This is a genomic window from Pontibacter brevis (assembly GCF_054779655.1).
In genome coordinates, this window is the sequence record NZ_BAAGXV010000084.1 from 12,166 (window position 1) to 24,348 (window position 12,183).

The 12,183-nt window shown below is 47.8% G+C and carries 16 protein-coding genes; 6 read left to right on the forward strand and 10 right to left on the reverse strand.

Annotation, left to right across the window (positions count from 1 at the left end; all coding sequences use genetic code 11):
• Nucleotides 1-24: 24 nt before the first annotated feature.
• The gene (locus ACYVB1_RS17835; protein ID WP_460925156.1) at nt 25-705 is read left to right on the forward strand and encodes an NUDIX hydrolase; all 681 of its coding nucleotides are present in this window, start codon (nt 25-27) and stop codon (nt 703-705) included.
• On the opposite strand, the gene coaD is transcribed toward ACYVB1_RS17835, so the two are convergent.
• The 3 genes from coaD to ACYVB1_RS17850 all read right to left on the reverse strand — a co-directional run bounded on the left by coaD (nt 659) and on the right by ACYVB1_RS17850 (nt 2,735).
• On the reverse strand, nt 659-1,138 hold the full coding sequence (gene coaD, locus ACYVB1_RS17840) for a pantetheine-phosphate adenylyltransferase (protein ID WP_460925157.1): 480 nt from the start codon (nt 1,136-1,138) through the stop codon (nt 659-661). The two genes, ACYVB1_RS17835 and coaD, sit on opposite strands and share 47 nt — an antisense overlap.
• Before the next feature lie 133 nt (nt 1,139-1,271).
• Nucleotides 1,272-2,159: a DUF3822 family protein gene (locus ACYVB1_RS17845; protein WP_460925158.1), complete on the reverse strand. Its 888-nt coding sequence runs from the start codon at nt 2,157-2,159 to the stop codon at nt 1,272-1,274.
• Nucleotides 2,160-2,249: 90 nt separating this feature from the next.
• Nucleotides 2,250-2,735 carry an NUDIX domain-containing protein gene (locus tag ACYVB1_RS17850; protein WP_460925159.1) on the reverse strand — a complete coding sequence of 162 codons (486 nt, stop codon included), beginning with the start codon at nt 2,733-2,735 and terminating at the stop codon, nt 2,250-2,252.
• Nucleotides 2,736-2,773: 38 nt separating this feature from the next.
• Here ACYVB1_RS17850 and ACYVB1_RS17855 point away from each other — a divergent pair, with 38 nt between their 5' ends.
• From ACYVB1_RS17855 to ACYVB1_RS17870, 4 genes are all read left to right on the forward strand, one after another.
• Nucleotides 2,774-3,229 carry a PaaI family thioesterase gene (locus tag ACYVB1_RS17855; protein ID WP_460925160.1) on the forward strand — a complete coding sequence of 152 codons (456 nt, stop codon included), beginning with the start codon at nt 2,774-2,776 and terminating at the stop codon, nt 3,227-3,229.
• 148 nt (nt 3,230-3,377) lie between these two features.
• A complete protein-coding gene (locus tag ACYVB1_RS17860) occupies nt 3,378-3,569 on the forward strand; it encodes a cold-shock protein (protein ID WP_460925161.1) in 192 nt (63 codons plus the stop codon).
• Nucleotides 3,570-3,848: 279 nt separating this feature from the next.
• Nucleotides 3,849-5,255, forward strand: coding sequence for an ATP-dependent DNA helicase (locus ACYVB1_RS17865; protein ID WP_460925162.1), 1,407 nt, complete (start codon nt 3,849-3,851; stop codon nt 5,253-5,255).
• 81 nt (nt 5,256-5,336) lie between these two features.
• A complete protein-coding gene (locus tag ACYVB1_RS17870; RefSeq protein ID WP_460925163.1) occupies nt 5,337-5,786 on the forward strand; it encodes a DUF1573 domain-containing protein in 450 nt (149 codons plus the stop codon).
• A gap of 190 nt (nt 5,787-5,976) precedes the next feature.
• Here ACYVB1_RS17870 and ACYVB1_RS17875 read toward each other — a convergent pair whose 3' ends face one another.
• The 7 genes from ACYVB1_RS17875 to ACYVB1_RS17905 form a co-directional block, all read right to left on the reverse strand.
• Entirely contained in the window at nt 5,977-6,354 is a 378-nt protein-coding gene (locus tag ACYVB1_RS17875; protein ID WP_460925164.1) for a DUF423 domain-containing protein, read from the reverse strand.
• A gap of 113 nt (nt 6,355-6,467) precedes the next feature.
• A complete protein-coding gene (locus ACYVB1_RS17880) occupies nt 6,468-6,917 on the reverse strand; it encodes a DUF2750 domain-containing protein (protein WP_460925165.1) in 450 nt (149 codons plus the stop codon).
• A 175-nt stretch (nt 6,918-7,092) separates the two neighbouring features.
• Nucleotides 7,093-7,938 carry a glycerophosphodiester phosphodiesterase family protein gene (locus ACYVB1_RS17885; protein WP_460925166.1) on the reverse strand — a complete coding sequence of 282 codons (846 nt, stop codon included), beginning with the start codon at nt 7,936-7,938 and terminating at the stop codon, nt 7,093-7,095.
• Between the two features lie 51 nt (nt 7,939-7,989).
• Nucleotides 7,990-8,673: a YggS family pyridoxal phosphate-dependent enzyme gene (locus ACYVB1_RS17890; protein ID WP_460925167.1), complete on the reverse strand. Its 684-nt coding sequence runs from the start codon at nt 8,671-8,673 to the stop codon at nt 7,990-7,992.
• A 227-nt stretch (nt 8,674-8,900) separates the two neighbouring features.
• Entirely contained in the window at nt 8,901-9,947 is a 1,047-nt protein-coding gene (locus tag ACYVB1_RS17895) for a vWA domain-containing protein (RefSeq protein ID WP_460925168.1), read from the reverse strand.
• Nucleotides 9,934-10,842, reverse strand: coding sequence for a hypothetical protein (locus tag ACYVB1_RS17900; RefSeq protein ID WP_460925169.1), 909 nt, complete (start codon nt 10,840-10,842; stop codon nt 9,934-9,936). The genes ACYVB1_RS17895 and ACYVB1_RS17900 overlap by 14 nt, the downstream gene beginning before the upstream one ends.
• Nucleotides 10,835-11,716 carry a DUF58 domain-containing protein gene (locus tag ACYVB1_RS17905; protein ID WP_460925170.1) on the reverse strand — a complete coding sequence of 294 codons (882 nt, stop codon included), beginning with the start codon at nt 11,714-11,716 and terminating at the stop codon, nt 10,835-10,837. The genes ACYVB1_RS17900 and ACYVB1_RS17905 overlap by 8 nt, the downstream gene beginning before the upstream one ends.
• A gap of 136 nt (nt 11,717-11,852) precedes the next feature.
• Between ACYVB1_RS17905 and ACYVB1_RS17910 the strand changes: the two genes are divergently transcribed.
• The gene (locus ACYVB1_RS17910; protein WP_460925171.1) at nt 11,853-12,182 is read left to right on the forward strand and encodes a DUF4296 domain-containing protein; all 330 of its coding nucleotides are present in this window, start codon (nt 11,853-11,855) and stop codon (nt 12,180-12,182) included.
• Nucleotide 12,183 lies beyond the last annotated feature (1 nt).

A 12,183-nucleotide genomic window follows, 5' to 3' on the forward strand; every position in this document is an offset into this window, starting at 1 on the left:
TCTTCATCAGAAGCACCTAAAAGCATGAATGTTTTCATTAACGATATTCCCCTGATATTAAAAAAGGCAACAGAGAAGGTGTACAAGCATGAGTACGACCTGATCCTGAAAGCCTCTGACCATTTCACTTCCAAAGATTTGGTTGGGGATGTGCTGATAAAAGATGCTGATGCCATGCTGATTGACCGCATTGTGCGGTTAATGGAGGTGAAAAAGCTGAAAAAGCTGCGTTCGCTGACCCTGGTGACGGACAAAAAGAAAAAGCTGATTGCGCACCTGAAAGATCAGTTTAAAATAGTAAAGGCTGCCGGTGGCCTGGTGCTGAAGGAGGGCAAGATTCTGATGATTTACCGCCTGGGCGTGTGGGATCTGCCGAAAGGGAAACTGAACAAGAAAGAAAATGTACAGGAAGGTGCCCTGCGGGAGGTAGAAGAGGAGTGTAACATACAGGTAGAAGTGGTGGATAAGCTGCCTAAAACCTGGCACTCTTACGCCTTTAAGGGTAAAAAGATCCTCAAGAAAACCAGCTGGTACGTGATGAGCTGCACCGATGATAGCCTGATGAAGCCGCAGGCAGAGGAGTTTATTGAAGAAGTGCGCTGGATGAGCCCCGAAGAAGTGGAAGAAGTGTTACCAAAGGCCTATACATCCATTGCCTTTATTGTCCGGCACTATCTGCAATCTCTGAAAACTGGAAAGGTATAAATTGATCCACGTTGCCACCAAAGCGGTGTATCTCCCTGATAATGGAGGAGCTGATGGCGGCAAGCAGCGGTGAGGTAATTAAAAAAACACTCTCCAGGTCATTGTTTACCTGTCGGTTTGCCTGAGCGATGGTGTTCTCATATTCAAAATCAGTGGTGTTACGCAAACCCCGCAGCAGAAACTGCGCCCCGACTTCCCGGGCAAACTCTGCTGTCAGTCCCTTAAACGTCTGCACCTTTATATTCGGCTGTTCTGCAAAGAGCCGTGTCATCACCTCGTACATCTTCTCTACCGGAATATAGCGCTGCTTGCTGCTATTATTTCCTATGGCCACAATCACCTCATCAAAAAGCTTTGCCCCCCGCATCACCACATCATAGTGTCCGTTGGTAAAAGGGTCGAAGGAACCGGGAAACAAGGCAATTCTTTTCATAATTTAATTTTGAATGACTGAATTTTGAATAACTGAATATTAGAAACGAAACTTCGAATGGCTTGATACTATACGGTTGAGTTAAGGCAGTAATTAATTCAATTATTCAGTCATTCAAAATTCAAAATTGAATTTACTCACAAAGGTGCAGGCTGTAGAGCTCGAAGTACCGGTGCTCGAACATGTCATGGAATTTGTAGCTGTACTCTACGTCAGCTGGCTTTTTGCCAAGTTTTATATGTCGGACGTACTTCTGCAAAATATTAAACAGGGAGGAGTCATGAGTAATGTCGCCCCAGGTAATCAGCGTTTCCTGCTCCGGGTTCAGCTTCTGTTCCTGCATCACAAAAATGATGTAGTAGATGAAGTCCTCGGGGCTATGGTACTGAAACACATTACAAAACTCTAATCCACTTGCGTTTACTACCAGTATTGTTACATAGTTACGCTCCACAAAAATATTCATGCTCCGGGCCGCCGTACGGTCGGTGTGGTGCAGCACACTGCGGATGAGGGCACTGGTTTGGTGCACAAGCTGCAAGGGCCGTCTGGGAAAGAGCTCCTGCAGGGCCCCGAAAGATTCAGCATCTACTGAAAAAATGTTTAAAGCTTCCAGTCCGCTGTGGCGGTAGGATAACACCACATCCTGTAGCGGGTTCAGTTCTGTGTGCAGGCGCAGGTAGTCTTCCTTATGAGCAGGGTCGTAGAGTGTTTCCGGTACAAGCGTGAAATGCAGGTTGCTGAAAGAGACACGGATAGTGTTCCATTGTTGTTCCTGCAGCAGGGTGTTTTCTGTGGCAATCAGTCGCAGCTGTTCAGCCACCTGCAGCGGGGTGAAGATGGTGATGAGTTCATAATCCTCCAGCACCACAAACTTGTTGCGTACGGTATCAACCACAGCCAACCGGATAGCCTTCTGGCTAAGCGACAGATATAAGTTGCAGTAATAAGCCTGTGAGAGCGCAAATGCCTCGTCCTCTATCTTATGGGAAAGCCGGTAATGGGTGTTGATGGTGTTCAAAATATATTGCTATAGGAAAAAAGCTGCTTTGCGCTTCGGTGCACTTCTGCAAGTATAAAAAAATTATGGCAAACAGCAGCAAGGCAGCCGTTACGGGATAAAATAATGGTTTAGGCCCAGCAGGTCGTCAAAGGAGAGCAGTAGCTGCAGCACCCGGTGCTTGTCCTTGAATGGGATAGCCTGTAGTTCCTTTAACGCAAGCCACTGCACCTGCTCAATCAGCTGTTCTTCGGCCGTTGCCTCCGGATCAGCGCCTGTCACCAGGCTACCGCCCTTCACATTCACTTCAAAGAAAAACTCTACAGCGTGCAGGGGCGGCTGCAGAAACTCATTCACAAACAGGAAACGCTCTACCTGCACTTCCAGCCCGGTTTCTTCCTGTATTTCGCGCACCAGGCCCGCCTGCATCGTTTCGCCGTATTGCAGACCACCACCCGGTGGCGCCCAGAAATTTTCGTTTCCTACGGTGCTGCCATGGCGCACCAGCAAGAGCTTGTTGTTGTGTATACAGATGCCGCACACGCGCACGCGGAGCTTTTCGGCGTAGGGAGCGGTTTTTGGGTTCAGTTCAGGCATATTTTGTGAGCGATAGGTATTGGCAGTACTTTTACACCATGATAAAGACATTCAATCCTGACTTTGAACAGGACATTCGGGAAAAACTGAAACGGCAGGAGTTTATGAAACTCATGGGCTTCCAGGTTACAAAGATAGAAGCTGGCAGAATAGAAGGCGAATTAATCCTGGAGGAGAAGCACCGGCAGCACAAAGGTTTTGCACACGGGGGCCTTATTGCTAGCCTGGCCGATATTGTGGCCGGTTTTGCTGCTGTTAGCCTGGTGCCTAAGGACCATAACGTTGTTACAGCAGAGTTGAAGGTCTCTTATTTTCATCCGGGTGTAGGGGAGAAGCTTCTGGCGAAGGGCTATGTGCTAAAGCCTGGGCGAAAGCTTAATTTTTGTGAGGCCGAAATTTATGTGGTGAAAGAAAATAATGCTCCTTTACTCATCGCAAAAGCAAGTACTACTATGGCAACCATAACCCCAGGCGATATACCGCGTAGAGACTAAAAAAGAATTTATTTTGGGGGCCTTTACCTGAAAATCATAGATTAGAGCAATGTTTTTCATTTAAAAAGTCAATAAAATAAAGAATTTTGAAAATTATAGTGATTGGCATTGCATTAATATGTAGTTTTGAGGAAAATAAAAATTAATCATGAACAAAGGAGTAGTAAAGTTCTTTAATGAGACAAAAGGTTTTGGATTCATTAAGGATGAAAGCACAGGACAAGAATATTTCGTACATGTTAGCGGTCTTGTTGACGAGATCAGAGAAAATGACGAAGTAACGTATGAACTTCAGGAAGGAAGAAAAGGACTAAATGCTGTTAACGTTAGAAGAGCTTAGTTCTTAGACTATACAACATTTCAAAAAAAACAGAAAGCCTTACTCAAAGCGTAAGGCTTTTTTTTGTGCAAAAATTTCCGCTGTCGTACCTTTATACTATTCCAGAGCAGATAGACAGGGTGTGCGGTTGGGTTGGGAGTAGCAAAGAAAAAGAGAAATTCCCTCCTCTACTTTAAAGCATTTTTGATTTCGTTTTATGAGCACCAAGTATGGTTTTAACTCATACGCCTGATGCCTGAAATCCTGTCCCTTCTGCTGTTTTATTATTTTTGAAGAAGCATGCGCCCCTTAGAAGCCTTACGAAATAATTTCCCGTTTGAACCTACAGAAGACCAGGCCAAACTTTTCACCAAGCTGGATGAGTTCATTCTTTCCAAACAGGAGGAGCGGCAGGTCTTTTTGCTGAAAGGATATGCGGGAACCGGTAAAACTACGGTGGTCAGCTCGCTGGTGAAAATCCTGAATACGTTTGGCTACAAATATGTGCTGCTGGCACCAACCGGCCGTGCGGCAAAGGTAATGGCCAGTTACAGTGGCAAACTAGCACACACCATCCATAAGAAGATTTACCGCCAGACAGCCAATCCTTTTTCCGAGGGCCTCTCCTTTACACGGCAGCCCAACAAGTCCGACAATACCATCTACATTGTAGATGAGTCGTCGATGATCTCGGATGAAGGCGGGTTTGGGGACAATGGCTTGCTGGAGGACCTGCTTAACTTTGTGTTTGATAAAAAGAACAACAAGCTGCTGCTCATTGGCGATACGGCTCAGCTGCCACCGGTAGGGCAGGCGCTCAGCCCTTCGCTGGATGCCGAGTACCTGAAGCAGAACTTCTGGTGTAATGTACAGCAGGTAGAACTACGCAACGTCATGCGACAGGCAGAAGCTTCAGGTATCCTGATGAACGCCACGCAGCTGCGGGACCAGATGAAGCAGGAGCACCTCGAGATTAAGCTGTTCACCAAGGGCTGGCGCGATATCTTCCGGATGACGGGGGAGAAGCTGGAGGATGGCCTGCGCTATGCCTACGATAAGTTCGGAATAGAAAACACCATCATCATCTGCCGCTCCAACAAATCAGCGAACCTGTATAACCAGCACGTGCGGCGGCGTATCTTTTTTGCCGAAGACGAGCTGGGGGTGGGGGATTACCTGATGATTGTGCGCAACAACTATTTCTGGCTTCCGAAAGACTCTGATATCGGCTTTATGGCTAACGGTGACTTTGTGGAGGTGACCAAAATTATACGCTTCGAAGAGATGTACGGCTTCCGCTTTGCCGATGTGCGTGTCCGGTTCGTGGACTACCCGGACGCCCAGGAGGAGGAAGTAAAGATTATGCTTGACACCCTGTATACGGATGCACCCGCCCTGCCTGCCGACCAAAACAAAAAGCTGTACGAGGAGGTGCTGCTGGATTATGCGGACATCAGGACAAAAAAAGAACGCAGTAAGGAACTGAAGAAGAACCCTTACCTGAACGCGCTCCAGGTAAAGTTTGCTTATGCCCTTACCTGCCATAAGGCACAGGGTGGCCAATGGAAAGCGGTGTTTGTGGACCAGGGTTTTCTGAAAGAAGATATGATAAACGAAGAATTTGCCCGCTGGCTGTACACCGCACTTACCCGATCGTCGGAGGAGCTGTACCTGCTGAACTTTAATCAACAATTATTAGTTAACTGACAAAATAAATGCTTATTTTGTAACGTTTTAAAAGCTAAATAAGTACCATAGCTATTGCTTTAAACCTAACTCTTTACACAGATGAAAAAAGTACTTCTTTCTTTTGCTTTTGCAGCTTTAGTGGCTGGTGGCACTATGGCGCAGGAACAACCAAAAGCCAAGGCGACAGCTCCGCAAGAGCAGGCAAAGAATGGCCCGGCGCTAACTTTTGAGGAAACAGAGCACAATTTTGGCGACATTACGCAAGGCGATGTAGTGGAGCACACCTTCAAGTTTACAAACACAGGTACACAGCCGCTTGTAATCGAGCGTGTGGATGTAACCTGCGGTTGTACCACGCCAAACTGGACGAAAGAGCCTGTAATGCCAGGCAAAACAGGTTTTGTAACAGCTAAATTCAACAGTGCCGGTAAAATGGGGCAGCAGAAGAAAGCTATCACGGTGCACTCTAACGCAGCAGAAGGTGCGAAGTATGTGTACATCGTGACAAACATTAAAGACAAGTCAACTGCAAGTGCTGCAAAGCAGTAATTTTACTTTCAGTTTATTTAATACATCAAAAGCCCTCTGTTAGAGGGCTTTTTTTATGGGGGTAGGAAAGATGCCTGTTAACTACGGAGAGTTCTGATTTCTGAATGAACAGGAGTCCAAACACTGGCCGGGAAAAAAGAGAGGCTGCCGGTTTGCGGCAGCCTCTTGTTGTTCTATGGTTTAAATAGCATTACAATGCTTTCAGGATGGCGTAAAACAAGGCTCCCCAGCCTATTATCATGGCTGTGCCGCCAATTGGGGTTATGGCTCCCAGCCAGGTAACGCCCGTGATACACAAGGTATAAAGGGAGCCTGAAAAAATAAGGATACCCAGGAAAAAGCACCAGGCAGCCACCTGAAGTGCCGGTTGCTCTACTCTGAACAAAAGCAGGCCTACCGCCAACAGGGCCAGCGTGTGATACATCTGGTACTTTACGGCAGTTTCAAATGTGTCTACCCGGTTGGTTGCCCGTAGCATTGGCCCCAGCGCATGCGCCCCAAAAGCACCGATAGCAACCGTTAAGGCTCCGAATGCAGTAGCTATAAGCAGAATTGTTTTTTGCGTCACTTGTTTATGGATGAATTACAATGAAAGTATGTATGATAGCAAAGGTAAGGGGCAAGTTGTAAAGTCTGAACCTCTTTTTTTATGAAAAATTAATTCAACCAATTACTAAGGTTTTACTGTTCTCCGTCCAGCGCCTCTATTACCTGCTCTTCAAACTCCTCCTGGCTTTCGTATTGTGTAAACTCCAGCGTTTTGCCTTTCGCTTTTAGAACGTTCACAACGTCCAGGGCTACCACAAGCGGTTCTGCTTCTTTGCCGCTGAGGTCTGTGTCCCAATCGGCACCCAGCAGTAATTCATCGCCGTACATGCCCACGCACCAGTTCTCCAGGAACTCCACCAATGAGATGCTTTCCGGCTTGTATGTTGCCCATTCATCTTCGGCACAGGCTTCGGCACCTTCCTTCCCTGACCAGAACAGGATAACCTCTGTGTCCTCAAACTCCTGAGAACTGGAGGTTGCCCAGGTTTCGTCTTTGGTCAATCCCCATACAGCATTTGTGTCAACAATGCGTTCTACGAATTCTTTGTACTTTTTTTCTACGGTAGCTGCATGTTGTGTCATAGTTGTGTGTGGCTTTTGTTTAATTTAAATTATTTAACAGATAATTTTATGCTGCCCGCTTCGGAAATATGGTAGCTAAGCAGGCCGGACAGTGCTGAACTGTAGCTGGTGGAAGAGGTGTTAAATGCTTTTACGCAGCGAATATGATTTGAATATCTGCATTATGTGGTTTAAATCATAATTTACAAAACAAATTCGGATAGTCCGAGATGAGCCCGTCTACACCCATTTGCTTCAGTTGCCGCATTTCGTCCAGGTTATTCACCGTCCAGGGAACAAGCCTGATGCCTTGCCTGTGTGTGGATTTTACTAAACCGGGAGAAACTAAAGCATGATCAGGACTGTAAATCGTGGGTATAAAACCGAGAGGATCTAAGTTTTGCTCCAGGCTTTCTTTATTCTCTACAAGCAGAGAAGTTTTTACCTGTGGGTGTAGGGTATGCAGCACCTGCAGCGTTCGTACATCAAAGGACTGAATGATCACCCAATCTACTACTCCCTTTTTTTCTATTACCTCCATCAAAAGCTGCACAAATTCTTTGGGTGCCGGATGATATTTCCCATCAGTCCCAGGCCAGGATTTAGTTTCGATGTTGTAAAACACCTGGGGAAGCTGATGGGCTGCAAGGAATGACTGCGCTTCATCAATTACTTCAGACAGAAGCGGTTTATGCACCTTCATGAGGTCCTGCTGCGGGAAGCGCTTATACCTCCTGGAGCCTACATCAAATTGCCTGATTTCGCTGTAATGCATCTGGTACAAAACATACTTTTCAGCGTCTGCAGCAGGTATTTCGCTACCGTCAGGCATCAGTTCGTGCTCCGGATTGATGCAGGGATCATGGGAGAGCAGTACCTGCCTGTCCTTACTGATGTGCGCATCCATTTCCAGTGTCGTAACCCCCACAGCCAAGGCTTTTAGCATGGCGGGTATTGTGTTTTCCGGCATCAGCCCCCGCGCTCCCCGGTGGCCTTGCATATCAAAAGCAGGCAGGTTTGTGGAAGCCGGGGGAGTTGACATTGGATACCTGTGCGATTTAAGTTTGTGAAAACAAAGGTTGCTGTTGCTGTGCTACCTGTTATAGTTGCGGCTTCCGAAAATGCCGCTTCCTACCCGAATCATGGTACTTCCTTCTTCTATGGCCAGTTGCCAGTCGGAGGTCATGCCCATGGATATTTCATTAAAATAGTCGCTGGAAAAGAAAAATGTCTCTTTCAGGTTCTGAAAGCACTCGCGCAGGTACCTGAACTCCTGCCGCAGCTTTTGCTCGTCTTCTGTGTTGGTGGCAATGCCCATTACGCCTGTTATGCTGATGTACCGCATCTCCTGGTACTCCTGCGACTGGAGCAGCGCCACCGCCTCCTCATAGCTCATCCCGAACTTTGTTTCCTCATCGGCAATAGAAATTTGCAGCATGCAGTTAATGGGCAGGGTGCGCCCAAATTGCTCGGCACGCTTGTTAATTTCCTCCAGTAGCTTCAGGCTGTCTACCGATTGAATGGTATCGATGAACTGGGCAATGTACTTTACTTTGTTCCGTTGCAGGTGGCCGATCAGGTGCCAGGCAATGTCGTGTGGTAACAAGTCCCTTTTATCGACTAATTCCTGCACTTTGTTTTCTCCAAAAAGGCGATGCCCTGCATCATAAGCCTCTTTTATCTTCTCAACAGGATGTGTTTTAGAGACAGCCACCAAGCGGCAGGGTGTGTTCCTCAGCTGCTCATCAAAGTAACGGATGTTATCGGCTATTGACATAGTTTTTGTTTTACGTATCACGATGCGATGTTCGTATCATGTATCGCGACCGGTGGTTTTTAGTTGTATTGATTGGGCAGACAGCTTTAAAAGTAAAGTTTTCTAAGCGTCTTCGCCCTTTCGTCTTGCAATCTAACTTCTGTATCTAATGACGCTGCAATGTTGCCAAGTGTCTTTAGAATAAGGTTTTATTGTGCTACCTGATACAGAATACGTGCTACGTAACTTCAATCTTCCAGCACATTGGTGATGAACGTATTCTTAAGAAGCATCCAGAACAGGAGGAGCAGGAGCGCCCACTTCAGGTATACCTGGTAATAGTCATGGGTATCGCGGAAGCGCTTTTCTGTTATTTCCGTTCGCTCCAGTCTGTTGATGCTCCGGAAAACCTCCTGCAAGGCGTCTTTGGTATCGGCCCTGAAAAAGCTTCCTTCTCCGATACGGGCTATCTGGCGCAGGCTAGTTTCATCCATCTGCGTTTCTACATAAAGCGTCTTGCCCGTTTCTTCCTCCTGGTAAGGTACCTGCCCATCTTTACCTATCCCGATGGTATAAAGTTTTATACCGTAGGCAAAGGCAAGCTGGGCGGCCAGTTCAGGATCCAGGCTTCCGGCAGTGTTCTCCCCGTCGCTGATGAGGATAATGACCCTGCTTTTAGCATCAGAATCCCGCATGCGGTTGATGGCCACCGCCAGGGCACTGCCGATGGCGGTGCCATCGTTCGGAATCATTTTAAAACTGATGGAATTTATGTGTTCCCGCAGGAGCTGGTAGTCGGTTGTGAGAGGGGAGAGGGAGTAGGCATCCCCGGCAAAAACCACCAGCCCGATGCGGTCCTGCACCCGGCCGCTAATAAAGTCAAGGGCTACTTCCTTTGCCGCCGCCAATCGGTTTGGCCTGATGTCCTGCAGTTCCATAGAACCCGACACATCCATGGCCAGCACAATGTCGATGCCCTCTGCCGTTTGCTCTACCTGCTCATTAGTCCTCTGTGGCCTTGCCAGGGCTACGAGTACCAGCATCATGAAGACCATAAACAGCAGGTTCGGAATATGCCGCAACAAGCTGCTCCACTGCCAGCGCACTTTTCCCTCAAACATAGCTAAATCCAGCTTGTTTCGGGTGTTGATGGTAAAAAGCCACTTTAACAGGAACAGCAGGGGCACCAGGGGCAAGGCATAAAGCACCAGCGGGTATACCCAATCAAAGGAGCGCAGGGTGCTGAAGCTGAACCACTCCAGGCTTAGCCAGTCCCATAGGTTATCTCTTTGCATTCTTGATTAGTTCTCGTTGGGTTTTATGACGGCTCTTGGCAAAGCGGCGAAGCATACCCAGGGCCAGGTTTGTCTCTCCCTCAGTTTCTGTTTGCACGTTGCCATATATGGCTTTGTCACAGATACGCAGGGCTGTATTTACTTCCTCGTCGTTTTCATAGTACTCCACTATCTCTTTTGTGGTAAAGGAGTTAATGGCACTTTTTTCCAGCTTTGTGAGGTAGTTTTTCCAGAGCGAGACAGCCTTCTCAAGGCTCTGGATCGCCCCCGTCTTCTTAAAGCGTTCTTCATGCGAGTTATAGCGGGAAGCAAAGTACACGTGGTCCTTCCGCAGCCGGTAAAGCTTGTATTTCCGGCGGATCGCCTGTCCGAATATAAACCAGATAAGGCTTAGAAAAGTGGCTACCGCGACTATCCATAAAAGGAGTTCGGGCCAGTTGAAGCGCTCCTCCACAGTGACAAGCGTTGTATCAGCCTGCACCTGCAGCGGCTCCTGCACTTCTGTCACAAGTTGCCGCAGCACAATGGCGTCAGCATCTGTGAACACCTCCGTTGTATCCTGATCACCGAGAACATAAACCGGGAGGGCCAGTTGTTGTACCGGTTCAATTTCAAAACTGCGCAGCGTGTACACGGCACTGTCTGTGCTGATGCCTGCTTTGGTGGTAGTGGGGTAAAAATCTTTACGCACCAGCTCAAAAGGAGCAAAGTTATAGTTCTCCGGCGGCAGCACGACCTCCTGTGCGGCCGGGTGCCTGTGCACCAGGGTATATTGCAGCAGCTCGCCCAGCTTGGCTGTGTCCTGGTTAAAGGAACCCTGGGGCCTTGGTACCTGCTGCCCCCACGCTCCTGCCTGCAGGAAGCAGAGCAGTATGATGAAGAATAATCTAAACACTTTTCTTAGTAGACTTATTTCTTAACCTGAACAGGTTTACCAGTTGCGGTACATAATCCTCGTCTGTCTGGATGGTCAGGTAATTCGCCTGGTACTTCTGGCAGAGGCGCATCAGGTTCTCCTGATTTTCCTTATACTGCGACAGGTAGCGCTTCTGAAATTCATCTCCGGAGGTATTGAGCCAGACGGTGCGGCCGGTTTCCTTGTCCAGCACAGGCACGATGCCCATGGGCGGCAGGTTATGCTCCCGAACATCCAGCAGGTGCAGCACAATCAGGTCGTGGCGCCTGGCCAGCATAGAGAGCTCCTTCTCGTAGTTGTTGTCGATGAAATCAGATAGCAGCAGGATGATGCTGCGGCGCTTGATAATGTCCAGCGTCAGTTTGATGCCTGCCGGTAAATTTGTTTTTACTGATTTGGGCTGCAGCTCGCTCAGCGCTTTTATAATGCTGTAAGCCTGCTGAATGCCCTTGGCTGGATTTATGTACTTTTCCTTCTGATCGGAAAAGCAAATCATCCCTATCTGGCTTTGCTGCCTGGCCGCTGACAATGCCAGTACGCCACATATTTCTTTGCCCACATCCAGCTTCTGCTGGGTACCGGTGCCTATGGTTTGGGAGGCACTTACATCCAGCATCAGAAATACAGACTGCTCTTTTTCCTCGCGATAAGTTTTAACAAAAGTACCATGGCCCTTAGCAGACACGTTCCAGTCGATAGAACGCACATCGTCACCGTACTGATAAGCGCGCACATCGTCAAACTCCAATCCCGTACCTTTAAACACAGAGTGAAAGTCGCCCTGCATCTGAGTGGTAATGGCTTTACGGATGCGTATTTCGTATTTGCGTAGCTTCTTTACAAGCTCTTTCATGGGCTGCCGCCTTTTTGCGTAATTTTAAAATTATCACATATTCTCGTAATTTACACCCGTGAAAAGACTTTTCTACCTCCTTTTTTGCCTCTTTCTGCTGGGGTGCCAGCAAGATAACGGAGATAAGCCTGCTAATATGATACCACAGCCCAAGATGGTGCGCATTCTGGCTGACATACACACCGTAGAGGCGGTGATTGAGCAGCACATTGCGTACCCGGATACGGCCCTGATGGTGTTCAACAAGCAACAGGCTGAAATTCTGGAAAAGCACGGTGTACAGCAAGAGGATTTCAAGGCCACCTACCAGTACTACCTCAACCACGTAGCAGAGATGGATAAGCTCTATGAGATTGTGGTAGACACGCTTAGTGTCCGGGAGTCAAAAATAAAGGCGGAGCAGGGTGTACAGGCGCAGGAACAAGGGCCGGCACCAAGAGAAATGATGCCGGCCCTTGTTAAATGAC

Bases quoted from the DNA above. Each gene is read 5' to 3' on its own strand.
- ACYVB1_RS17860 (WP_460925161.1), top strand. From the start codon at position 3,378: ATGAACAAAGGAGTAGTAAAGTTCTTTAATGAGACAAAAGGTTTTGGA.
- ACYVB1_RS17885 (WP_460925166.1), bottom strand. From the start codon at position 7,938: ATGTCAACTCCCCCGGCTTCCACAAACCTGCCTGCTTTTGATATGCAA.
- ACYVB1_RS17870 (WP_460925163.1), top strand. From the start codon at position 5,337: ATGAAAAAAGTACTTCTTTCTTTTGCTTTTGCAGCTTTAGTGGCTGGT.
- ACYVB1_RS17905 (WP_460925170.1), bottom strand. From the start codon at position 11,716: ATGAAAGAGCTTGTAAAGAAGCTACGCAAATACGAAATACGCATCCGT.
- ACYVB1_RS17850 (WP_460925159.1), bottom strand. From the start codon at position 2,735: ATGCCTGAACTGAACCCAAAAACCGCTCCCTACGCCGAAAAGCTCCGC.
- ACYVB1_RS17890 (WP_460925167.1), bottom strand. From the start codon at position 8,673: ATGTCAATAGCCGATAACATCCGTTACTTTGATGAGCAGCTGAGGAAC.
- ACYVB1_RS17835 (WP_460925156.1), top strand. From the start codon at position 25: ATGAATGTTTTCATTAACGATATTCCCCTGATATTAAAAAAGGCAACA.
- ACYVB1_RS17855 (WP_460925160.1), top strand. From the start codon at position 2,774: ATGATAAAGACATTCAATCCTGACTTTGAACAGGACATTCGGGAAAAA.
- ACYVB1_RS17865 (WP_460925162.1), top strand. From the start codon at position 3,849: ATGCGCCCCTTAGAAGCCTTACGAAATAATTTCCCGTTTGAACCTACA.
- ACYVB1_RS17880 (WP_460925165.1), bottom strand. From the start codon at position 6,917: ATGACACAACATGCAGCTACCGTAGAAAAAAAGTACAAAGAATTCGTA.
- ACYVB1_RS17910 (WP_460925171.1), top strand. From the start codon at position 11,853: ATGATACCACAGCCCAAGATGGTGCGCATTCTGGCTGACATACACACC.
- ACYVB1_RS17895 (WP_460925168.1), bottom strand. From the start codon at position 9,947: ATGCAAAGAGATAACCTATGGGACTGGCTAAGCCTGGAGTGGTTCAGC.
- coaD (WP_460925157.1), bottom strand. From the start codon at position 1,138: ATGAAAAGAATTGCCTTGTTTCCCGGTTCCTTCGACCCTTTTACCAAC.